Consider the following 21,696-nt stretch of genomic DNA (forward strand, 5'->3'; position numbering starts at 1 on the left):
CCTAGGCCGCTCCAAGAAGGAGTTTTTTCATTCCAGCCCCTTCAAATTATAATTCAAATAAATGGGTGAAAAACTAAGCACATAATTTCAAGGAGGGCTCAGAATAATTACACCATGCCGCAAAATCCGACGATTAGGGACACCTCGGGCCGCCAGCCCTTAAGGCTGCCTTTTGGGGTGTTGCGCCGGGGCTGTGGGGCGCGAGGCAGAGGTAGCCGAGGGAGTGCAAAAAACCAATGACTCAACCTAACTGATCAACCTTACCCGAGGACCGCCGGCTCCTGCGGCGAACTTTGGGGTTCGCTGTGGGGCCGGCGACTATCACCGTCCGTCCTCCTGCCAACGCTTCCCAACGCGTTGCAGCTTGGAGCCGTTCCTGTACGCAGGTGCCCTCGCGGTGAGCGACACGCAAAAAAGAAGGCCGCGCGGAGGCTGTCCAGTATCGATGCTAGGCGGCGGTGAATCTGCAGCGATGGCGAAAGGCGAGGAAGCTTACGCCGGGAAGCCCATGATTCTAGCGCTGCTCAGGTGGACGGCTCCGAGACGGCGGCGGTAACGTCCGATTGTCGAGAGCTAGGATCGCTCCTGAGGCGCAAAGAAGACCTCGTGCGAAGTGCCGGCGTCGCCGAAGGGCCAGCAGCAGCGATACTTCCGATTGAAAAATAACCTTGTCAAGGTATAGACATCTTCGAAGCGATGCTCGCGCAATAGAAGCGTGCAACAATCAGTTCGATCTATGTTGGCTCTGGGTACTGGCCTGTTTCCGAGCGCAGTCGCCTGTTTTTGCAAACAAGAGTGGCCTGCGTTCGCAATCTCCGCTTATCCCAGAAACTCAGGAATGGGTGCTAGGTGAGATGTGCCGGGGATCATTGATGGAAATATTCAGAGCTGAGAAAATTGGGGAGACTGAAGACAGTTCAAACCGGGAATGCCGCGCTTGTGGCGCGACGTTGAAGTTAGTCGGAGTGGTGCATTTCCCAGATCGGCACGCACTCGTTCGGGCATTCGAATGCGATTGCGGCGATCGTGTTTGGGACGAATAATCGCCGCCTCAGTTGGCGGCCTCTTTCATTTTTGTTGGGTCAAGATACATCGTCGCGCTTAGCGCGTATCATCGTGGGGAGCGCTCTAGCAACGCCGTATCAGAGTATTTCAGGCGAACAGGTCTTGTCGGATGCTAGTCGTGAAACGACACTCCGATACGGTCTCCGGATCGCCAGATCAATCGGCACTCCCTAATGATACGGTCTGTTTCAAGCATGAGTTTGAATCGAAGTCTCAATCGGGACGGATTGGGTACCTCAATGGCCGCCCCGCCCGGTGAGATGTTCACGACCCGGCAGCAAATGCTCGATCCGTCGCCTGCAATATAAGCGACTTCGTCGATCTCTTTGCGTTCTGTTGCGCGGCGCTCATACATGATGAAACCTAGGCTGCGTCTAACAGCGGCTTGGTCATATCTTCAACGATCGGAAGTCTCGACAACCCATCATGGTCTACCCGCCCAAACGAGGGACAAGATTTCGCAGCCCGGGAGGTAGGTCGTCTTGGTCCGATCGAAGAATGCACCTCAGCCTCGTGCCGATCTCGTCACAGATGGCGCGAGCGTGAACTGACGTAAGGTCAGGCTGATCAACCATGGTCGCGCATCGCGAGGGAGGGAACGGACGCTTTCAACTGTATCTCTGCGACTGCCGAGCCGGCATATGCGCAGGCCAACAGAAGCAGGATCCTGATTACATCAAACACCGCGGCACTCTCTTATCTTTTGCCTGTTCAGTAGCTGGCTGGGATTGCCGGACGGTTAGGAAAGCTGGTTCTTGGAATCTTTAGAGGATTGGTAAAGTGACCATTTAAGCGAGAACAGCCGCATCAGAGCGCCGCCAATTGCACGTGAGCTGCGGCCTCGCTTAAGGAGTATCGAAGGGTGCGATCATTAATCCGTATGCTGGTGGCTCGCGACGATCGTTGCTAGGGCGCTCCCCGATTTCGCGAGAATTCTCTGTCTTGCTTCTGCGATCTGTTCGAGAGGCGGCGGTATCTCGCGCAATCCCATCTCTACGCCAACGTCGTTGAGGGCCCTCTGGTCGAACAAGATCGAGTCATTGGCCCAGCGGTTCATCTGCTCCGCCCAGAGCTTGCAGAGATCGTTCGCCGATAGCTGCTTAAGCCTGCGACCGCGCACGAGATAAGATTGCCGATTGTCCGACTGGCGGTTCTTTAGCAGAAGCTCGATGGCCTCTCTCGCCTGGTCGGTCATAGGCGTTTCCCCTTTCCCGAAGGCTATTGCTCCAGCCGATTCGGGCCCATCGCGGAGAATAAGCACAACTTTTGGATAGCGGAAGGGACCGGCGCTGTCACGGCAGGCCAATCTTCGCGAAGAGTGTCTCTGCGTGCCCCAAGGCCTCAGCCTGGGCTTGATATTGCTCGGCAAGCGACCTCAATGTACGAGTTGTCGCGAGATCGCCGATAGCTAGGGAATGCGTTCAGCTGAATGGCCGAGCACGCAGGCGTAGTGGCAATTCGCAGACGAATACGAAGCTCCGACCAATCCAACTGAGCCTCGCTGGTAGACCTTCGTTCCTGTCTCTTTCGGAAAATGGAAAAGCCCCAGCTTGTGCAGAGCTAGGCTTTGTTTCCGGGAAGGGTCCAGCGAGACGGGACCGCGCCGAACGCAACAAAAAATACCGCCGTTCTCTCCCGGCGAGTGCGATTTCCGATACCAGGTCTTTAAAGCAAACCGTTCTCTGGATGAGAACAGTTTTATCATACCGCGTTCTTCAGGTGTTCGAGTGCTGTTCTCAAACACAACTTGGAAAGGCGATCCGCGGTTGTGTGGCGACGTCTAGGTGTATCCATCCATGGAACACCCAAGGGCTCCGAGAGTTGGAGACTCGTTGAGTAAGGTAGGTAGACTGCGGCCTTCTCGAGCGCATGCGATCCAACCCGAACGGAAGTGTCGCCGTTCTACAATTGGCGTCGATTTTGACTGAACCGAAGCATCATTTCTTCGGGTTTTCATCAATTCGAATAGACCGGAAGCTGGCCACCGATTGACCACCGAAACCCCGTGAACAAACGGCGATAAAGGTGGCCAACCGAGAGCAAACTTCATTGTTTTTGTTGATCTTTTCGCTTGCTATTTACGTTCGGGACGCAGGGGTCGCAGGTTCGAATCCTGCCACTCCGACCATTCTTCCAAAAGTTGACGTTTTCCAGAGGCTTGGCGGACCGGCCGCCAGCGCCTCGGGGTTCCTTTTTGCAACGATTTTGAGGGCGGGTCCACGGCCGATTTGGCCCTCGCAGGGCGGCTTGAGCGCGTGGCATGGCTTGTCGCTCGCCGGTATTGACGGTCCGGCCTCGCGGGCTAGGCCAGAGGCCTAGTGGCTTCGCTCGACTGTCTCGCGGACATGGGCTGATCGGAAATGCACCGGAGTACACGGTGATGCAGCCAGCGATTCAGCGCCTTGTTCAGCTCGGTCCATTCCCGAGTTCAAGTTTGGCCAAGGCGCCAGTGCTGCGGGAGCAGGAAGCTTTGCTTGCCGGTGTGCAAACGCCCGTTACCAAGGATGAGGCAAGGGCTTTGGTCCGGCTCTTTGGCCCTGATGACTGTTTTGGGCTCGCTTGGTCACTGCTTTATCTGGTTGAGACGTCACCCGACTGGCCGATCGACGATGTCCTCGATGGTCTCAGCGGTGAATGGATCGAGAGACTGAGAGAGCGCGGTAGCTGTCGTCGCGCGTAGCATCTCCAACGCAAACGGCGCGGTCGAGATCGACCGCGCCATTGTGGTTTTCGGTGGTGGCCTCAGTACTCGTGGGGTGCGTAAGCCGGAGCGCGCCAGCCGGGCTGGTCATATCCGTAACCGGGCCCCCAATAGCCGTAGGTGTTGGCTTGATGCCAACTACCGATGGGTCGGCATTGACCGACGCCGGCCATCAACTGACCGCCGCTCATGGCCGGACCGGCGGCGCCGACAGCGTCGCCGCTCGCGGGGGTGCACCCGCCGGGACCGCGTCCGGCTGCGAGGCTGGGGCTTGCAGTAGCGAGCGGCAAAATCATCAGTGCGGCCGCGCTCAGTAGTTTCATGCGTGTCATGGTTGTCTCCATGTCAGGTTTCGACAGCGAGCCAATCCCTGCTGCGTTCGGGCGTTCCCTGCAGGAAGATCGCGATTTCGCGAGCAACAACGGCCGCATCTGGTTTTCGCGGCAAACATGCGCTGCAGTCACGCGAGTGTGTCGCAGCGAGCGCGCGTGATCACCTGCGCGTCACCAGCACGCCCAGCAAAAACGCCACCATCAGCGACGGCAGCGGGGCCTCTCGCACCATGCCGCGCACGATGTCGGACCAGCGCGGGTCGGGGACGAGCCTTGGCGATCTGATCTCGGCCGCGGGCGCGATGCCCCATTCCGACGCCAGCTCGGCGATCTCGCTCGCGGCCAGACGCACGCCGTCACGCACGCGGAAGATCGCGGCCTCGGCGCGTTCGCGCGGCGCAAGCAGCATCACCGTCGCGATCGCCGTGCGCAACGTCATCTCGCCAAAACCTTGCAGTCTCACCGACTCCTCGGGGGCGGACATCATGCGAATTTCCTCACAGCGCCAAATTCTTCACAACGCCAAATTCTTACAACGCGAAGTGGTGCGCGATGGTGAAGGCCATCGTCGCGCACAGGACCAGCGTGGAAACCGCGCCGGCCACACCGCGCGCGAGATCGGCTCGCGTCAGGTGCCTGGTCATGATTTTTGCTCCATGCTCTCCATGGAGAATGGCGGGGCTGCGCGTTGGTTCCTTGGATGCCGGCCGAATCGTCCGCGTCGATCGGATCGATGCGGCCTCTCAAGCCCCGCTCTCGTCCCCGCGCACCGACCGCAGCGCCGAGAGCAGGCCCACCAGCTCCGCCTGGCCGCGGACGCCGGTCTTGGCGAACACCCGCCGCAGATGGGTCTTGACCGTGTTCGGCGAGATCTCGAGCCGGATGCCGATGGTCGACACGGAGTGGCCAAGCGAGGCCTGCAGCGCGACCTGCGCCTCCGCCTTGGTCAGCCTGTAGGCGTCCATGATCCATTGCGGCGGCAACGCTGGTGGCCGGGCGGGATCGAGCATAAAGATGATCGCCGCGCTGTCGTGATCGCCGAGACCCGCAAGGCCATCGCGCGCGCGGCTCTGCGCCGGCGCCACGAGAATGGTGATGAGCCGCCCGTCACCTGGATGGGGAATGGCCATCGTGCCGCCGGGCGCGCCCGATAGCGCCGAGCGGGTCATGCGATCGAACTGCCGTGCCGAGGCCGGCCATGCGCTCGACAGCGTCCGGCCGCGCAACGCCAGCGCGCCGTCATTGGTCATGGCACGGAAGGCCTTGTTGGCGAACTGAACGTGGAGCCTGCGATCGAGCAGGGCCACGCCGGCCGCAAGATGGTCCAGAACCGCCGGTACGGCGTGAAAATCGGTATCCGGAAAAAGATTTACAATTTCACTGGTGCGCATCTCGCATGCGCTCCTTTCGACGCCGCGACGTGCGGCGGGGCAATGTCGCGATTAAACAACGAAACGCCGGCGCCGGCCACCGCACCGCGTGTGCAGTCCTGGCCAAAGATGGAGTAAATCCGGCCAAAAAGTGCAACCTGAAGTTCAGGTGCCGTCGCGCGCCGCTTCGTTCTTCTGAAACTGTGCGCGATACCATTGCGGGGTCACGCCAAGCTGACGGACGAAGGCGCGCCGCAGGCTGTGCACGGTGCCGAATCCGCACCGTTTTGCGACAGTCTGGGCGGGAAGATCGGTGTCCTCGATCTGACGCCGCGCTTCGTCGAGCCGGATCCGTTCGACATATTCGCGCGGGGTCTCGCGAAGCTCGTCGACGAACAACCGGCGAAAATTCCGCTCGCTCATCCCGACATGAGCTGCGAGCGCTTCTGCGCTGAGGTCCTCGGCAAGGTGCGCGAGTGCCCATTCCTGCGCCTTGCGGAGGGCGGGAACCGCGCTGAATTGTGCCTGGAGATGTGTCGAGAACTGCGATTGTCCCCCTGGGCGCTTCAGGAACACCACAAGGCTGCGGGCCACGCGCAGGGCAAAGGTGCGCCCGTGATCTTCCTCGATCAAGGCAAGCGCGAGATCGATCCCGGCCGTGATGCCCGCGGACGTGTAGGTCTGGCCATCGCGCACGAAGATGCGGTCGATCTCGAGCGTCGTCGCCGGAAAATTCTGCGCGAAAGACGGTGCAAGGGCCCAGTGCGTGGTCGCGCGCTTGCCGTCGAGAAGGCCGGATGCCGCGAGCGGAAACGCACCGGTGCAGATTGAGCCGTGTCGTCGCGCTTTGGGAGCTGCTTCGCGCAGCCAGCCGACCAGGGCGGGGTCGCTGAGCGCCGCGACGTGGCCATATCCGCCTGCGACCAGAAGCGTGTCGATCGGGCCGTCGAGATCGGCGAGCGCGGAGTTGGGAACGATGGAGAATCCCACTGATGTCGAGATCGGATCGGTGCTTACGGCGGTGACCGACAGACGGTACAGGCCGCGCCCGGCCAGCGCATTCGCCATGCCGAAGGCTTCCATCGGGCCGCAGACGTCCATGGCCATGATGTTCGGATAGACGAGAACGACGATGTGGCGTTCCGGGCTGGCCGAAGCGGGCGTGCTCATGGCGTGGTCAATTTCTGCGATGTGCGGTCACGATCTTGAGGCCGGTGTCCCGCCATCGCGAGGACGAGCGCGCGCTCGCTCCCGAGACGTGCAGGCCCGTAATGAACGTCCAAGATGTGGCTGGATTGTGCACAAAGCCGGGCGCGCGGCGGATCACGAATCCGTTGCGCCGCCTGCTATCTTATTTTCGCAGCAGTTCCCGCAAGGCCGCGGTGGCCTCGGCGCAGCGGATGTCGTCGATCTCCCGCGACAGGCTGAGCGCGCTCGATTTCAGCTCTTCGACCCTCCAGCTCTCGGGATGCTGGTTTTCGAGCTGGTTCAGCCGCTTGTTCAAATCGTCCAATCTGGACTGAAGCTGCCCGATGCTGGCGGCTCCATTCACGTTCCAAACGCGTTGTGCACGCATCGTCGTTCCCCTGAATTGTCTCACGGCGTTGTGAGCAGGGTTCGTGGCCGCATTGGGCGTTTCTTTTGTCCGGTGTTAGATCGTGGGGAACCGTTGCAGATTGGCAACGAAAGTTCCTGGAATACCTGAGCGCACCGGCTCATCCTTAGGCAACCGCTCCAACAGGCGTGGAATCTGCATGGGCGCGACCGTCGTTGGCGCGGGCACGATGATGGACCCGGTCGATCCGGAAAACGAACGAGGGACGATTCGTGGCGAGATGTGTGACTGTGGCGGCCGGCCAATTGGGCCCGATCGCGAGGAGCGAGACGAGGCGTGAGGTGGTGGCGCGCCTGATGGCGTTGATGCGCCAGGCCAAGGCCAATGGCTGCGATCTGATCGTCTATCCTGAGCTCGCGCTCACCACCTTCTTTCCGCGCTGGTACTTCGAGGACCAGGCCGCGATCGACAATTTTTTCGAGCGCGAGATGCCGGGAGCGGAGACGCAAGCCCTGTTCGATCTCGCGCGCGCGAGCGGCATCGGATTTTGCCTCGGCTATGCCGAGTTGACGGTCGAGGCTGGACTCGTTCACCGCTACAACACGTCGATCCTCGTCGACAAAAGCGGCGCGATCGTCGCGAAATACCGCAAGGTCCATCTGCCCGGCCACGCCGAGCACGAGCCTTGGCGCAAGTTTCAGCATCTGGAGAAGCGCTATTTCGAGCCGGGAAGCGGCTTCGGCGTGGTCGACGCATTCGGCGGCGTGATGGGGATGGCGATCTGCAACGACCGCCGCTGGAGCGAGACCTATCGGGTCATGGGCCTGCAGGGCGTCGAGATGGTGATGATCGGCTACAACACGCCGGTGCACAATCCGCCCGCGCCCGAGCATGACGATCTCTCGCTGTTCCACAATCATCTGGTGATGCAGTCGGGCGCCTACCAGAACGGCACCTTCGTGGTCGGTGTCGCCAAGGCCGGCGTGGAAGAGGGCGTCGACCATATCGGCGGCAGCTGCATCATCGCGCCGTCCGGCGAGATCGTCGCGCGATGCACGACCAAGGGCGACGAGCTCGCGATCGCCCGCTGCGATCTCGATCTCTGCAATTCCTACAAGCGCACGATCTTCAATTTCGATGTTCATCGCCAGCCGCAGGCATATGGGATGATCGTTGAACGGAAGGGCGTGGCGACCATGGCGGATGGGACGGCTGTACACACCCTCAGTCGTCGTCCCAGCGAAGGCCGGGACCCATAACCCCAGGGAGGGGGTTGGCGAAGAGTGGTTGGGCGAGACTGATATCTCCTCAAATCGATAGACCTCGCGGTATGGGTCCTGGCTTTCGCCAGGACGACACCGGGGTTGTGGCCGCTGGTCTCGGCCTCCAATCACAACCCTGTGTCTTTATTCGGAAACAATCATTCCCTAATACGATGCAATGCAAAAGATCGCCCGCAAAGCCGAGCCTGCCCCCAATCCACCCGGCCGTCCCCGCGAGTTCGACATGGACACCGCGCTGGACGGCGCGATCCGGGTGTTTTGCGAGCGTGGCTATCATGCCACCTCGATCGGAGAGCTGACCGCGGCGATGCGGCTTGCCACCGGCAGCGTCTACAAGGCGTTTCGCGACAAGCATGCCGTGTTCGTCGCTGCCTTCGAGCGCTATGTGTCGGTGCGCCGGGAGCAGACCCGGGCCGCAGCGGCGCGGGGTGCAAACGGCCGCGAGCGGGTGCTCAACGTGCTGTCGTCCTATGTCGAGCACTCCCAGGGCAGCGAGGGCCGCCGCGGCTGCATCGTGGTCGGCAGTGCGGTCGAGCTGTCGGCGGTCGATCCGGCGATGCGCGCGCGCGTCTCGGCGCAGCTCAAGACCAACGAGAATTTCATCGCGGGCCTCATTCGCGAAGGGCAGGCCGACGGCTCCATCCCGGACCATGTCGAGGCCGACGACACCGCGCGGCTGATGATCTGCATGACGCAGGGCCTGCGCGTCGTCGGCAAGGTGCGTCTGCCGCTCGACGACGAGCGTCTGCTCGGCGTCGCGATGAAGCTGCTTGCCTGAAGTTTTGTCAAATTAGGAAATGATCGTTTCCTATATCTGGAGACGACGACGTGTCGGAGAGCTTGGAATGACGATGAATGCCACGATCGACGCCGCCCCCGAACCGGATGCGGTGTCGCAGCGACTGACCTTCGTGCTTGCCGCGGCCTGTGGCATGGTCGCCGCCAACATCTATTATGCCCAGCCGCTGATCGCCCCCATCAGCGCCGCGCTCGGCCTGTCGCACGCGGCCGCCGGCCTGATCGTGACCATGACGCAGATCGGCTACGGCACGGGCTTGCTGTTCATCGTGCCGCTCGGCGATCTCGTCGAGAACCGCACGCTGATCTGCACCGTCATCACGCTCGGCGCGGCGGCGCTGCTCGCGGCCGCGTTCGCGACCCATGCGCTGCCGTTCCTGATCGCCGCGCTGTTCATCGGGCTCGGCTCGGTCGCGGTGCAGATCATCATTCCCTATGCCGCGCACCTTGCGCCGGAGGCCATTCGTGGCCGTGTCGTCGGCAACGTCTCGACCGGCTTGATGTTCGGCATCATGCTGGCGCGGCCGGTGTCGAGCTTCGTCGCAGCGGCGCTGTCGTGGCATGCGGTGTTCTTCTGCTCGGCGGCGCTGATGATCGTGCTCGCGATCGTGCTGCGTCTCACGCTGCCGAAACGCAAGCCCGTGGCGCGCATGCATTACGGCGAGCTGCTGCTGTCGATGCCGCATCTGGTGCGCACCACGCCGCTGTTGCGGCGGCGCGCGCTCTACCAGGCCGGCCTGTTCGGCGCCTTCACGCTGTTCTGGACGGTGGTACCGCTCCAGCTCGCGAGCCAATTCGGCTTCACCCAGCGCGGAATCGCGCTGTTCGCGCTCGCCGGCGTGTCCGGCGTGTTCGCGGCACCGATCGCAGGACGGCTCGCCGATCGCGGCCATAGCCGCGTCGCCACGATCGCCGCGATGCTATCCGTTGCACTGGGCTTCCTGGTGACGCATGTCGGCGCAGCCGGATCGATGCTGAACCTCGCCTGTCTGGTCGCGGCCGCGATCGCGATCGATTTCGGCGTGCAGGGCAATGTCGTGCTCGGCTTCCGCGCCATCTTCGTGCTCGGGCACGAGCACCGCAGCCGCCTCAACGGGCTCTATATGGCGACGTTCTTCGCCGCCGGTGCGGCGGGATCGGGGCTCGGCGCTTGGGCGTTCGCGCAAGGCGGCTGGACGCTGGCCTCGGCCATTGGCCTTGCGCTGCCCGTTGCCAGCCTGATCTACGCGGCGGCTGAATAGCGGTACGATTGTGCGGCGCCGCCGTTTACCAAGGTCCGGTTACGGCGGCCCGGCCGATGCAATTTCCACCTCGCGATTTCCCTGCAGCTGTAGTACTTTGGTCGCAAGCGGCCGGGTTAACAGCCGCAGGGAGGCCCTATGAGGCGTGCGGGACTGTATGGCGTACCGCGAGTACGGCCATGGTCGTGGCAGGCATTTCTGCTCGGATTTATCGTCGTCGCAGCGTCGGCTGCGCTCCAAGGTGTCTGCGTCGCGCTCGGCGCAAAGCTCTATTTCGCAGCGTTCCTCCCCAGCCTGTTCGTGCTCGGCCTCGTCGCGGGTGCACCGGCTGCGGTGTTCGCCGCATTGCTCACCGTGCCGCTGGTGTGGTGGGCGTTCATTCCGCCCTTCTTCGAGTTCACGCCGCTGTCCAGCGCGAACGCGGATTCCATTAATCTGTTCTGCCTGCTCGCCGTGCTCCTGATCGGCCTTGCCGATCTCTGCCGCGCGAGCATGACGATCAACGGCCGCGGTGGATTGAAGTCGCCGGGTGAGAGCGCGGCAACGAATTCGCAATAATCAGGTGCTGCACCGAGCGCGTGCGTTGCGCTCGCGCAACAGTCCGGCAACCATCCACACAGCTGGATCGCGCCGCTAACTTTTCGAAAAAGATTTGGCCGCAATTTCCCTCGTGGGAATACGAGGGAGTTTTCGACATGAACGGACACGCCATTTTCGAGAACGTGCGCCGCTACCGTGGCATCGCATCGCTCTATCGCCAGACCGCGGCGTTTCGGCCGGGCCAGCGCTGGTCGCTGTTGGCGCAGGCCAGCGAGTGGGAAGCCCGCGCGCTGTCGGAGCTGGAAGCCTATTTCGCCGCGCGCGCCGATTACGCCACGCCGCTCGCGGCCTAAGCGTTAACCATCCGGCGCGAACGTCAGCGAAGGGATCGCTGACGTCGCCCGAGACGAGTTCAGAACCTGTAGCTCGCCTGAACCCTCACCGTGCGCCCCTGGCCGGGTGAGATGTTGTTGTTGCCGTCGGCCGAGGCCCAATATCCCTTGTTGAAGATGTTCTCGACCGTCAGCTGCGCGCGCCAATTGGCATCGATCGTGGCGTAGACGCCGGCATCGAAGCGCACGAAGCTCGGCAGCCGCACGGTGTCGTCTGACGACGCAAAGGAATCACCGAAATAGATGATGCCGAGTGCCGCCGCCCACACGGGCGTGAACTGGTACTTATTCCACCATGCAAACTGATTGTACGGCACGAGCTGCACGCGATTGCCGGCGACGACGGTTGCCGATGTCGCGCTGGTGATCTTCGCATCCGTATAGGCATAGCCCAGCGAGGACTGCCATTGATCGGTGACGTTGCCGACGAGGCTCGCCTCGAAGCCGCGCGTCAGCGTCGCGCCGGACGGAAAGAAAAAGCCGGGATTGTTGCCGTCGGCGATCGGCTGGTTGGTGCGGTTGAGATTGTAGATCGCGGTCGAGAACAGCAGTTTCGGGTTGATGTTCCACTTCATCCCGACCTCGGTGTTCTCGAATTTCTGCGGCTGCAGGATCAGCGTGCCGTCGGTGAGCGAGGAGAACTGATCGCCGGAAGCGGGCAGGTAGGAGATGCTGTAGGCGGTGTAGATCGACATGCTCTCGATCGGCTTGACGATCAGGGCCGCCTGCGGCGACACCAGATTGTCGGTGCGGGCGCGGTTGATGTTGGTGTTCATGTCCAGCGCCGACATCTCGAACCGGTCGAACCGCGTGCCCACGATGAGCTGGAGTGCGCGCGAAAATTCGATGGTGTCGCGCAAGTAACCGGACTCGATGTTCAAGCCATATTTGCTGTTGGAGTCCGGCGTGGTGACGCCGTCGGTATTGGTGCCGGTGAAGTGGTGGACGAAGTTGACCGGCCCGAAATAGGTCGGCGCGAACGGGTTCTGGACGATGGTGTTGGCGCCGTTCGGGAAGACGCCGGTGTTGCGGATGTCGACGCCGGTCTGGCGGCCGAACTCGGTGCCGAAACCCACGGTGTGCGCGACCGGCCCGGTCCAGCCCTTGTAGATGAAGTCGGTCTGGTTGAAGACATTGTCGCGGTTGGTGGTGTGCTGATAGGCGCCGAGATTGACCGCGGTGTCGGCCGGATTGACGGCGCCCGCCAGCGCCCCGCCGGTCGGATAGATGTTCTGGTAGAATTTCTGGTAATCGGCCGCAATCGTGCCGTTACGCACCGTCAACCCGTTCTGGAAATCGTGCTCGACGATCGCCATGCCGGTCTGCACCGTAGCCTGCGCGGTGTTGAGGCTCGGACTGCCGAAGAAGGTCTGGAAGTTTCCGTTCGGGGCAAACGGCGTGGTCGGATTGAACCGGGTGACGCCGCCGGGAAGGCTCTGCGAGGGATTGCCGCGATCGGCGGTGCGGCCGTCGTGGTAATATTCGTAGGACAGCTTGACCTTGGTGAAGTCGTCCGGCTTCAGCGTGACGGTCGGATTGATGCCGTAGCGCTCGAGATGGTTGAAGTCGCGAAACGCATCGCTGCCCTCGTAAAACACGTTCAGTCGCGCCGCGACGTTCTCGTTGATGGCTTGCCCTGCGTCGAGCGAGACGCGGCGGTCGCCCCATGATCCCGTCTGCGCGGTCGCCTGGTAGACACGGTTGCCGTCGGCCTCCTTGAGCGTCCGGTTGAGAAGCCCGCCGCCGGCCCCGCGGCCGAAGGTGATCGCACTCGGGCCCTTCAGCACCTCGATGCTCTGGGCGTTGTACATGTCGCGGAAATACTGGACGTCGTCGCGAAAGCCGTTGACGAAGAAATTCGCGCTGGAATCGACGCCGCGGATGACGAGCTCGTCGCGATTGCCTTCACCCTGGTGCACGGCGACGCTGGGCACATAGCGCGTCACGTCGGTCAGGCCCTGGTAGTTCTGGTCGCGGATCTGCTCGTGGGTGATGACGGACAGCGATTGCGGGATGTTGACGATCGGCGCGTCGGACTTGGTGGCAACGGAGGTGCTGTTGGTGAAATAGCCGACGGTACCGGTGCGGGCATCCTGCGATGGTGCGAACGGCTTTGGTGCGGGCGTCGTCTCCGGCCGGCGCGCCGTCTGCGTGCGGCGTGAGCGCGTGCCGCTCGAGCGTCGCGACGCCGCGGATGAACTGGAGCGGCGCTGCGCCTCCGGAGCCGTGACGTTGACGGGAGGAAGGGTTGCGCCCGGTGCCGGCGCTGATTGCGCGAGGGCTTGTGGACTGGCGAAGAACGCACCTGACGTCATCAATACGGCAAGCACGCTGCGGGCAACCCCGCGGCCGGCAACAGGCAATAGAATTCCGTCGGCTGCGATGCGGTTCATCGCGCCCTCCCTTGCACTTCAAAGCTCGCCCGATTTCCCCAAGGATGCGGCCGGATGCGGGGCAAGACCCATCCGTGCACGCGAAGTCACTGCGTGCATGAACACGTTGGGCGTTCAGCAATTCCGGGACATCAGATTTGAATCGTTCGAAACATTTCGAGTTCCAACGATCCCCTGTGCGCGCAGAACCCGTGACGACTACGGAGTTACGCCGCGGGCCGTGTGTGCTAGCAACTGGCCCGGATCTCTACGACCGCCGGGGCGAGCGATGACCACCTTCAACCGCATCTTCACGACAGAGCGCCTGCTCCAGATCATCGTCGTTCTGGCGGCGACGGTCGCGATGAAGCTGATGGCCTGAGCGCCGGCGGCGCTACCGCTCGCCGAAATCGGGCACTTCGGGCAGATAGTTCGAGCCTTCCGAGCCGAGGAAATCGAACATCGCCTGCGCCGGCGGCAGCAGCACCTTGTCGCTGCGGCGGATCACGTACCATTGCCGGACGATCGGAAGACCCGCGACATCGAGCACGATCAATCGCCCCTCGGCGAGCTCATGCGCCACCGTGTGCGCCGAGATGAAGGCGATGCCGAGACCCGCGATCACCGCCTGCTTGATGGTCTCGTTGCTGCTCATCTCCATGCCGATGATCGGCTCCAGATCGGATTTCTGGAACATCCCCTCCATCAGCGTGCGTGTGCCCGAGCCGGGCTCGCGGGTGAGGAAAGTCTCGTGCACGAGGTCGGTCAGGCTGAGGCCTGAATCCTTCTCCAGCCAGTGCCCCTTGCGCGCGACGATGATGTGCGGATTGCGCCCGAGCTGACGCACATCGACGCTGACGTCGGCCGGTGGCCGACCCATCACCGCGAAATCGAGGTCGTAGCCGTGCATGGCCTCGCGAATCTCCTCGCGATTGCCGACGGTCAGCTTGATCTCGATCTTCGGTGAGCGCTTGGAGAAGGCCGCGATCGCATGCGGCACGAAATATTTCGCGGTCGAGACCGCACCGAGATGCACCGTGCCGCCGGTCTTGCCCGCGAGCAGATCGAGCGCGCCCTGGCAGTCCGTGATCGCGGCCTCGACGCGCTCGGCGAGCGCCAGCACCTCGCGACCTGCCTCCGTCAGCAGCATGCCGTCGCCGGTCCGCTGCACCAGCGGCAGGCCGGCGAGGTCCTGAAGCTGCCGCAGCTGCTGGGTCACGGCCGGCTGGGTCAGCCCGAGCTGGGTCGAGGCGGCGGTGACGCTGCCCTTGGCCGAAAGCGCCGCGAGCGAGCGCAACTGCCGGATGGTCAGATGCCGGAGCTGGGTCGCCGCATGGCCGGGGCCATTATAAGAAAATTCTTTGGCGCTCATTATGAATAGAAATTTTCCTTATTAAGCCGGCCCTGTCAATCTCCTCGTGCTGGGAACGACCGCGACCTGCCTCCATCGGGGAGGGAACTGGATGCGGCGCCCACAAGGGGATGGACGCAGATGACCGGGCAACTCAGGCTGGACGACCACCTTCAACGCCACTCCGAGACGGCGCCGCATGCGCTCGCCGTGGCGGCTGCAGTCGACGCCATCGCGGCCGCCGCGATCGAGATCGCCGATCTCATCGCTACCGGTGATCTTGCGGACGCCTCGGGCCTGACCACCGGCCGCAACAGCGACGGCGATGTCCAGCGTAACCTCGACGTGCAGGCGGATGCGATCCTGCGCCGCTGCCTCGGCAAGCTGCCGATCGCGGCGCTGGCGTCCGAAGAGATGCGCGAGCCTCAGATTGGCGACCGCGAGGCCAGGATCTGCGTCGCGATCGATCCGCTCGACGGCTCCTCCAACATCGACCTCAATATGACGGTCGGGACGATCTTCTCGATCTTGCCCGCGCCGGACGATCTCGGTCTCGCCTTCCATCAGCGCGGCTCGGCGCAACTCGCCGCGGGCTTCGTCACCTACGGTCCGCAGACCTCGCTGGTGCTGACGCTCGGCGACGGCGTCGACATCTTCACGCTCGACCGCAAGGCCGGCTGCTTCCGTCTCGCGCGCAGCGCCGTGCAGATCTCCGAGGCCTGCGAGGAGTTCGCGATCAACACCTCCAATCGCCGCCATTGGGAGCCGCCGGTGCGCGCCTTCATCGATGAATGCCTCGCCGGCGTCGACGGGCCCGCCAACCACAATTTCAACATGCGCTGGATCGGCTCGCTGGTCGCGGAAACCTATCGCATCCTCACGCGCGGCGGCGTGTTCCTCTATCCCTCCGACGCGCGGCCCGGCTATGGCGACGGCCGCCTGCGCCTCGTCTACGAGGCGCACCCGATGGCGATGATCATCGAGCAGGCCGGCGGTTCGGCCTCCACCGGGCGCGAGCGCATCCTCGATCTGTCAGCGCAAAACCTGCACCAGCGCGTGCCGCTGGTGATGGGCTCCAGCAACGAGGTGCGGCGCGTCGCCGAACTGCACTGCGATCCGCTGCTGGTTGCCAGTGTCTCCGCGCCACTGTTCGCGCGGCGCGGCTTCTTCCGGCTCTGAGCGAGGTGACCCATGTCCAGGAAGCATCCGATCATCTCCATCACCGGTTCCTCCGGCGCGGGCACGACATCGGTCAAGAAGACGTTCGAACAGATCTTCTTCCGCGAGAAGGTCAACGCCGTCTACATCGAAGGCGACGCATTCCATCGTTACGACCGCGCCGAGATGCGCGTGCGCATGGCGCAGGAGGCCGAGCGCGGCAACAAGCACTTTAGCCATTTCAGCCCGGACACCAACCTGTTCGAGGAGCTCGAGCGTGCCTTCCGCGACTATGGCGAGACCGGCACTGCGACGACGCGGCACTACGTCCACGACGCCGAGGAGTCCGCGCTGCACGGTGCGGCGCCCGGCACCTTCACCGAGTGGAAACAGCTCCCGGAGAATTCCGACCTGCTGTTCTACGAAGGCCTGCACGGCGCCGTCGTCACCGACCGGGTCAACGTCGCGCGCTATGCGGACCTGAAGATCGGCGTCGTTCCCGTCATCAATCTCGAATGGATCCAGAAGCTGCACCGCGACCGCAGCGCGCGTGGGTATTCGACCGAAGCCGTCACCGACACCATTTTGCGGCGGATGCCGGACTACATCCACTACATCTGCCCGCAATTCACCGAGACCGACATCAACTTCCAGCGCGTGCCGACGGTGGACACCTCCAATCCGTTCATCGCGCGCTGGATCCCGACGCCGGACGAATCGATGGTCGTGATCCGTTTCAAGAATCCGCGCGGGATCGACTTCCCCTATCTGCTGTCGATGCTGCCGCAGAGCTGGATGTCCCGTGCGAACTCCATCGTGTGTCCGGGCGCAAAGCTCGATCTGGCGATGCAGCTCATCCTGACGCCGCTCATCATGCAGCTGATCGAGCGCAAGCGCAGCTTGAAGTGAAAAGGAGGATCTGATGAACATCTCGGTTCATGCCGACGCCGACCTCACGGCGGTCGCGCACAGCGATCTCGCCAACGCCGTCCGCTTCCTCGCGGTCGACGCCATCGAGACGTCGCAGTCCGGTCACCCCGGCCTGCCCATGGGCATGGCCGACGTCGCGACCGTGCTGTTCTCGCGCTTTCTCAAATTCGACTCGGCACATCCGAACTGGCCGGACCGCGATCGCTTCGTGCTCTCGGCCGGCCATGGCTCGATGCTGCTCTATGCGCTGCTGCATCTGACCGGCGGCGATGTCAGCCTCGACGACATCAAGGCGTTCCGGCAATGGGGCTCGAAGACGCCGGGCCATCCTGAATACGGCCACACGCCCGGCGTCGAGACCACGACCGGACCGCTGGGGCAGGGCATCGCGACGGCCGTGGGCATGGCGCTCGCCGAGCGTATGGCCAACGCGCGGCATGGCGACGGTCTCGTCGATCACTTCACCTATGTGATCGCCGGTGATGGTTGCCTGATGGAGGGCATCAGCCAGGAGGCGATCTCGCTCGCAGGTCACCTCCAGCTCGGCCGCCTGATCGTGCTGTTCGACGACAACGGCATCTCGATCGATGGCCCGACGTCGCTCGCAACTTCGGACGATCAACTGGCGCGCTTCGCCGCCTCCGGCTGGTCCGTCCGCCGCGTCGACGGGCACGATCCCGAGGCCGTTGCGCAGGCGATCGCAGAGGAGCGCGAGAGCGCCAAGCCGTCCCTGATCGCCTGCCGCACGATCATCGGTTACGGCGCGCCGGATCGTCAGGGGACCGAGAAGGCGCATGGCGCGCCGCTCGGCACCGAGCAGGCCGCGGCTGCACGGCGGGCACTCGGCTGGGACTATCAGCCCTTCGTCGTGCCGATCCCGGTGATGAAGGCGTGGCGGATGATCGGGCAGCGCGGGCAGGTGGATCGCCTGGCCTGGCTCGATCGCTACGAAGACGCGACGCCCGAGCAGCGTGAGCTCTTCATCGAGGGCAAGTCGGTTGCCCTGCCGAACGCCTATGCCCAGGCCTCGGCGAAATTGCGCGAACGCTTTGCGACCGAGCGTCCGAAGCTTGCGACGCGGCAGGCCTCGCAGCAGGTGCTCGATGGCATCGCGGGGACGATCCCCGGATTCGTCGGCGGCTCTGCGGACCTGACACATTCGAACCTGACGCATGCCAAGGCGCAGGTTCCGGTCAAGCGTGCCGCATTCGCCGGCGACTACATCCATTACGGCATTCGCGAGCACGGCATGGCGGCCGCGATGAACGGCCTCGCGCTGCATGGCGGCTTCATTCCCTATGGCGGCACGTTCCTCGCGTTCTCCGACTACAGCCGGCCCGCGATCCGTCTTGCGGCCCTGATGCGACTGCGCGTCATCCATGTCATGACCCATGACTCCATCGGTCTCGGCGAGGACGGTCCGACGCATCAACCGGTCGAGCATCTCGCCGCGCTGCGCGTCATTCCGAACCTGCTCGTGTTCCGCCCCGCCGACGCGGTCGAGACGCTGGAAGCTTGGGATTGCGCGCTCGAGGCCGAGAATCGTCCCTCCGTGCTGTGCCTGTCGCGCCAGGCATTGCCGACCTTCCGCAGCGATGTCCGCGGCCGGAACCGGGTCGCGCGCGGCGCCTATGTGATCGTCTCGCCCGATGGCGGACGCGACGTGACGCTGATGGCGACTGGCTCGGAAGTCTCGATCGCGCTGGAAGCCTCTCGCCTGCTTGCAACAGAGCATGTCCGCGCCGCCGTCGTGTCGGCGCCCTGCTTTGCCCTGTTTGAGGAGCAACCCGACGATTATCGCGCCGCAGTTCTCGGCAAGGCACCGCGCGTGGGCATCGAGGCGGCCGTCGTCGGCGATTGGCATCGCTGGATCGGCGCGGAGGGCGAGTTCGTCGGCATGCGTGGCTTCGGTGCCTCGGCCCCGGCTCCGGTGCTCTACCGCGAGTTCGGCATCACGCCGCAAGGCGTCGCGGAAGCTGCCCGGCGGGCGATCGCCCGCGCTCGCAAGCAATAACAGGAGGACTCTTCGTGGCCCGTATCACTCTTCGCCAATTGCTCGATCATGCCGCCAGCCAAGGCTACGCGGTGCCGGCATTCAACATCAACAACATGGAGCAGGGCATCGCGATCATGCAGGCGGCGGCCGAGGTCGATGCGCCCGTCATCATCCAGGCCTCGCGCGGTGCCCGCAGCTATGCCGGCGATCTCATGCTGTCGCACATGATCGACGCGCTGGAGCGAACCTATCCGGATATTCCGCTCTGCATGCACCAGGACCACGGCAATGACGAGGCGACCTGTGCGTCGGCCATCGCCCATGGCTTTACGTCCGTGATGATGGACGGCTCGCTCAAGGCCGATGCCAAGACCGCCGCCGACTACGATTACAACGTCGCGATCACCCGCCGCGTCGTCGATCTCGCACACTGGGTCGGCGCCTCCGTCGAAGGCGAACTCGGTGTGCTCGGCTCGCTCGAGCATGGCGGTGGCGAGCAGGAGGACGGCCATGGCGTCGAGGGCAAGGTCAGCCACGACCAGTTGCTGACCGATCCCGACCAGGCCGTCGACTTCGTTCGCGCCACCAAGGTCGATGCGCTCGCCATTGCAATGGGCACCTCGCACGGCGCCTACAAGTTCAGCCGCAAGCCGGACGGCGACATTCTGGCGATGCGGGTGGTCGAGGAGATCCACCGTCGGCTGCCGAACACACACCTCGTGATGCACGGTTCCTCGTCGGTGCCGCAGCCGCTGCAGGACATGTTCAACCAGTTCGGCGGCGAGATGCCGCAGACCTGGGGCGTGCCGGTCGAAGAAATCGTGCGCGGGATCAAGAGCGGCGTGCGCAAGGTCAATATCGACACCGACTGTCGACTCGCCATGACCGCCGTGTTCCGGAAAGTGGCCGCGCAAACCCGCTCCGAGTTCGATCCGCGCAAATTCCTCAAACCCGCGATGGATGCGATGCGCGAGCTCTGCCGCGATCGTTTCGAGCAGTTCGGTACCGCCGGCCACGCCAGCAAAATCAAAGTCGTTCCCTTGAGCGAGATGGCGCGGCGCTACCGCGCCGGAGAGCTTGATCCGCGCATCGGTGCCCGCGAGCCCGTTGCGGCCTAATCATTCAGAGAGAGAAGAGCAGGAGAGAGCCATGAATGCACACGCAGGAACCGTCCGCGGCAAAGAGCGCTATCGATCGGGCACGATGGAATACGCGCGCATGGGCTATTGGGAGCCCGAATACACGCCGAAGGACACCGATGTCATCGCGCTGTTTCGTGTCACGCCGCAGGAGGGCGTCGACCCGATCGAGGCATCGGCCGCCGTTGCCGGCGAATCCTCCACCGCGACATGGACGGTGGTGTGGACCGACCGCCTGACCGCTGCGGAGAAGTATCGCGCCAAGTGCTATCGCGTCGATCCGGTGCCGGGCACGCCGGGCTCGTATTTCGCCTACATCGCCTATGACCTCGACCTGTTCGAGCCGGGTTCGATCGCCAACCTCTCGGCATCGATCATCGGCAACGTCTTCGGCTTCAAGCCGCTCAAGGCGCTGCGCCTGGAGGACATGCGGTTCCCGGTCGCTTACGTGAAGACATTCCAGGGGCCGGCGACCGGCATCGTGGTCGAGCGCGAACGGCTCGACAAATTCGGCCGGCCGCTGCTGGGCGCAACGGTCAAGCCGAAGCTCGGACTTTCGGGCCGCAATTACGGCCGCGTCGTCTATGAGGCACTGAAGGGCGGGCTCGACTTCACCAAGGACGACGAGAACATCAACTCGCAGCCCTTCATGCACTGGCGCGACCGCTTCCTCTATTGCATGGAGGCGGTGAACCGTGCGCAGGCGGCCTCCGGCGAGGTCAAAGGCACGTATCTGAACGTCACCGCAGGCACGATGGAGGACATGTACGAGCGCGCGGAGTTTGCCAAGGAGCTCGGGTCGTGCATCGTCATGATCGACCTCGTGATCGGCTATACCGCGATCCAGTCCATGGCGAAGTGGGCGCGCCGTAACGACATGATCCTGCATCTGCACCGCGCCGGCCACTCGACCTACACCCGGCAGAAGAGCCATGGCGTGTCGTTCCGCGTCATCGCCAAGTGGATGCGGCTGGCCGGCGTCGACCACATCCATGCCGGCACGGTGGTCGGCAAGCTTGAAGGCGATCCCAACACCACGCGCGGCTACTACGACGTCTGCCGCGAGGATTTCAATCCGACCAGGCTCGAGCACGGCATTTTCTTCGACCAGTCCTGGGCGAGCCTGAACAAGATGATGCCGGTGGCCTCCGGCGGCATTCATGCCGGCCAGATGCACCAGCTGCTCGATCTGCTCGGCGAGGACGTCGTGCTGCAATTCGGCGGCGGCACCATCGGCCATCCCATGGGCATTGCGGCAGGCGCGATCGCCAACCGCGTGGCGCTGGAGGCGATGATCCTCGCCCGCAACGAGGGGCGCGACTACGTCCACGAGGGTCCGGAGATTCTCGCCAAGGCCGCGCAGACCTGCACGCCGTTGAAGTCGGCGCTCGAAGTCTGGAAGGACGTGACCTTCAACTATCAATCCACCGACACGCCGGACTTCGTGCCCACGGCGCTGGAAACCGTCTGAGG

At 63.4% G+C, this 21,696-nt stretch carries 19 protein-coding genes; 11 read left to right on the top strand and 8 right to left on the bottom strand.

The features are described from left to right. Positions 1-1,177 precede the first annotated feature (1,177 nt). Positions 1,178-1,420, bottom strand: coding sequence for a PilZ domain-containing protein (locus NLM32_RS13750; protein ID WP_254129508.1), 243 nt, complete (start codon positions 1,418-1,420; stop codon positions 1,178-1,180). 516 nt (positions 1,421-1,936) lie between these two features. Continuing rightward, positions 1,937-2,260, bottom strand: a complete 324-nt coding sequence (locus tag NLM32_RS13755; RefSeq protein ID WP_254129509.1) for a hypothetical protein — start codon at positions 2,258-2,260, stop codon at positions 1,937-1,939. A gap of 1,185 nt (positions 2,261-3,445) precedes the next feature. Between NLM32_RS13755 and NLM32_RS13760 the strand changes: the two genes are divergently transcribed. Further along, positions 3,446-3,745, top strand: a complete 300-nt coding sequence (locus NLM32_RS13760) for a hypothetical protein (RefSeq protein WP_254129510.1) — start codon at positions 3,446-3,448, stop codon at positions 3,743-3,745. A gap of 513 nt (positions 3,746-4,258) precedes the next feature. Here the strand turns inward: NLM32_RS13760 and NLM32_RS13765 are convergent. The 4 genes from NLM32_RS13765 to NLM32_RS13780 form a co-directional block, all read right to left on the bottom strand. Further along, complete coding sequence (locus NLM32_RS13765; protein WP_254129511.1) at positions 4,259-4,585, bottom strand: hypothetical protein; 327 nt, start codon at positions 4,583-4,585, stop codon at positions 4,259-4,261. Between the two features lie 256 nt (positions 4,586-4,841). Further along, positions 4,842-5,489: a helix-turn-helix transcriptional regulator gene (locus NLM32_RS13770; RefSeq protein WP_254129512.1), complete on the bottom strand. Its 648-nt coding sequence runs from the start codon at positions 5,487-5,489 to the stop codon at positions 4,842-4,844. A gap of 144 nt (positions 5,490-5,633) precedes the next feature. Next, on the bottom strand, positions 5,634-6,638 hold the full coding sequence (locus tag NLM32_RS13775; RefSeq protein ID WP_254129513.1) for a GlxA family transcriptional regulator: 1,005 nt from the start codon (positions 6,636-6,638) through the stop codon (positions 5,634-5,636). 181 nt (positions 6,639-6,819) lie between these two features. After that, positions 6,820-7,044, bottom strand: coding sequence for a hypothetical protein (locus NLM32_RS13780; RefSeq protein WP_254129514.1), 225 nt, complete (start codon positions 7,042-7,044; stop codon positions 6,820-6,822). A gap of 251 nt (positions 7,045-7,295) precedes the next feature. Here NLM32_RS13780 and NLM32_RS13785 point away from each other — a divergent pair, with 251 nt between their 5' ends. From NLM32_RS13785 to NLM32_RS13805, 5 genes are all read left to right on the top strand, one after another. Continuing rightward, positions 7,296-8,282 carry an N-carbamoyl-D-amino-acid hydrolase gene (locus NLM32_RS13785; protein WP_254129515.1) on the top strand — a complete coding sequence of 329 codons (987 nt, stop codon included), beginning with the start codon at positions 7,296-7,298 and terminating at the stop codon, positions 8,280-8,282. Positions 8,283-8,463: 181 nt separating this feature from the next. Beyond that, positions 8,464-9,084, top strand: a complete 621-nt coding sequence (locus NLM32_RS13790; RefSeq protein WP_254129516.1) for a TetR/AcrR family transcriptional regulator — start codon at positions 8,464-8,466, stop codon at positions 9,082-9,084. A gap of 67 nt (positions 9,085-9,151) precedes the next feature. Next, entirely contained in the window at positions 9,152-10,345 is a 1,194-nt protein-coding gene (locus tag NLM32_RS13795; protein WP_254129517.1) for an MFS transporter, read from the top strand. Positions 10,346-10,483: 138 nt separating this feature from the next. Then, positions 10,484-10,903 (top strand): DUF4118 domain-containing protein, encoded by a 420-nt coding sequence (locus NLM32_RS13800; RefSeq protein ID WP_254129518.1) that lies wholly within the window; start codon positions 10,484-10,486, stop codon positions 10,901-10,903. Positions 10,904-11,040: 137 nt separating this feature from the next. Further along, entirely contained in the window at positions 11,041-11,238 is a 198-nt protein-coding gene (locus NLM32_RS13805; RefSeq protein WP_254129519.1) for a hypothetical protein, read from the top strand. Between the two features lie 59 nt (positions 11,239-11,297). On the opposite strand, the gene NLM32_RS13810 is transcribed toward NLM32_RS13805, so the two are convergent. Both NLM32_RS13810 and NLM32_RS13815 read right to left on the bottom strand, forming a co-directional pair. Further along, positions 11,298-13,670, bottom strand: coding sequence for a TonB-dependent siderophore receptor (locus NLM32_RS13810; protein WP_254129520.1), 2,373 nt, complete (start codon positions 13,668-13,670; stop codon positions 11,298-11,300). Between the two features lie 373 nt (positions 13,671-14,043). After that, complete coding sequence (locus tag NLM32_RS13815; RefSeq protein ID WP_254129521.1) at positions 14,044-15,021, bottom strand: LysR family transcriptional regulator; 978 nt, start codon at positions 15,019-15,021, stop codon at positions 14,044-14,046. A 120-nt stretch (positions 15,022-15,141) separates the two neighbouring features. Between NLM32_RS13815 and NLM32_RS13820 the strand changes: the two genes are divergently transcribed. The 5 genes from NLM32_RS13820 to NLM32_RS13840 are packed head-to-tail and all read left to right on the top strand — an operon-like array spanning position 15,142 to position 21,694. Then, entirely contained in the window at positions 15,142-16,179 is a 1,038-nt protein-coding gene (locus NLM32_RS13820; protein WP_254129522.1) for a class 1 fructose-bisphosphatase, read from the top strand. A gap of 12 nt (positions 16,180-16,191) precedes the next feature. Next, the gene (locus tag NLM32_RS13825; RefSeq protein ID WP_254129523.1) at positions 16,192-17,067 is read left to right on the top strand and encodes a phosphoribulokinase; all 876 of its coding nucleotides are present in this window, start codon (positions 16,192-16,194) and stop codon (positions 17,065-17,067) included. A 13-nt stretch (positions 17,068-17,080) separates the two neighbouring features. Continuing rightward, positions 17,081-19,102 carry a transketolase gene (tkt, locus tag NLM32_RS13830; RefSeq protein WP_254129524.1) on the top strand — a complete coding sequence of 674 codons (2,022 nt, stop codon included), beginning with the start codon at positions 17,081-17,083 and terminating at the stop codon, positions 19,100-19,102. Positions 19,103-19,116: 14 nt separating this feature from the next. After that, positions 19,117-20,202 carry a class II fructose-bisphosphate aldolase gene (gene fba / locus NLM32_RS13835; RefSeq protein ID WP_254129525.1) on the top strand — a complete coding sequence of 362 codons (1,086 nt, stop codon included), beginning with the start codon at positions 19,117-19,119 and terminating at the stop codon, positions 20,200-20,202. A 31-nt stretch (positions 20,203-20,233) separates the two neighbouring features. Then, positions 20,234-21,694, top strand: coding sequence for a form I ribulose bisphosphate carboxylase large subunit (locus NLM32_RS13840; protein ID WP_254129526.1), 1,461 nt, complete (start codon positions 20,234-20,236; stop codon positions 21,692-21,694). Positions 21,695-21,696: the final 2 nt, after the last annotated feature.

The sequence above is a fragment of the Bradyrhizobium sp. CCGUVB14 genome, assembly GCF_024199935.1.
Lineage (GTDB): Bacteria > Pseudomonadota > Alphaproteobacteria > Rhizobiales > Xanthobacteraceae > Bradyrhizobium.

Excerpts from the sequence above, each read along its gene's own strand:
- NLM32_RS13750 (WP_254129508.1), bottom strand. The coding sequence starts at position 1,420 with ATGTATGAGCGCCGCGCAACAGAACGCAAAGAGATCGACGAAGTCGCT.
- NLM32_RS13755 (WP_254129509.1), bottom strand. The coding sequence starts at position 2,260 with ATGACCGACCAGGCGAGAGAGGCCATCGAGCTTCTGCTAAAGAACCGC.
- NLM32_RS13760 (WP_254129510.1), top strand. The coding sequence starts at position 3,446 with ATGCAGCCAGCGATTCAGCGCCTTGTTCAGCTCGGTCCATTCCCGAGT.
- NLM32_RS13765 (WP_254129511.1), bottom strand. The coding sequence starts at position 4,585 with ATGATGTCCGCCCCCGAGGAGTCGGTGAGACTGCAAGGTTTTGGCGAG.
- NLM32_RS13770 (WP_254129512.1), bottom strand. The coding sequence starts at position 5,489 with ATGCGCACCAGTGAAATTGTAAATCTTTTTCCGGATACCGATTTTCAC.
- NLM32_RS13775 (WP_254129513.1), bottom strand. The coding sequence starts at position 6,638 with ATGAGCACGCCCGCTTCGGCCAGCCCGGAACGCCACATCGTCGTTCTC.
- NLM32_RS13780 (WP_254129514.1), bottom strand. The coding sequence starts at position 7,044 with ATGCGTGCACAACGCGTTTGGAACGTGAATGGAGCCGCCAGCATCGGG.
- NLM32_RS13790 (WP_254129516.1), top strand. The coding sequence starts at position 8,464 with ATGCAAAAGATCGCCCGCAAAGCCGAGCCTGCCCCCAATCCACCCGGC.
- NLM32_RS13795 (WP_254129517.1), top strand. The coding sequence starts at position 9,152 with ATGACGATGAATGCCACGATCGACGCCGCCCCCGAACCGGATGCGGTG.
- NLM32_RS13800 (WP_254129518.1), top strand. The coding sequence starts at position 10,484 with ATGAGGCGTGCGGGACTGTATGGCGTACCGCGAGTACGGCCATGGTCG.
- NLM32_RS13805 (WP_254129519.1), top strand. The coding sequence starts at position 11,041 with ATGAACGGACACGCCATTTTCGAGAACGTGCGCCGCTACCGTGGCATC.
- NLM32_RS13810 (WP_254129520.1), bottom strand. The coding sequence starts at position 13,670 with ATGAACCGCATCGCAGCCGACGGAATTCTATTGCCTGTTGCCGGCCGC.
- NLM32_RS13815 (WP_254129521.1), bottom strand. The coding sequence starts at position 15,021 with ATGAGCGCCAAAGAATTTTCTTATAATGGCCCCGGCCATGCGGCGACC.
- NLM32_RS13820 (WP_254129522.1), top strand. The coding sequence starts at position 15,142 with ATGACCGGGCAACTCAGGCTGGACGACCACCTTCAACGCCACTCCGAG.
- NLM32_RS13825 (WP_254129523.1), top strand. The coding sequence starts at position 16,192 with ATGTCCAGGAAGCATCCGATCATCTCCATCACCGGTTCCTCCGGCGCG.
- tkt (WP_254129524.1), top strand. The coding sequence starts at position 17,081 with ATGAACATCTCGGTTCATGCCGACGCCGACCTCACGGCGGTCGCGCAC.
- NLM32_RS13840 (WP_254129526.1), top strand. The coding sequence starts at position 20,234 with ATGAATGCACACGCAGGAACCGTCCGCGGCAAAGAGCGCTATCGATCG.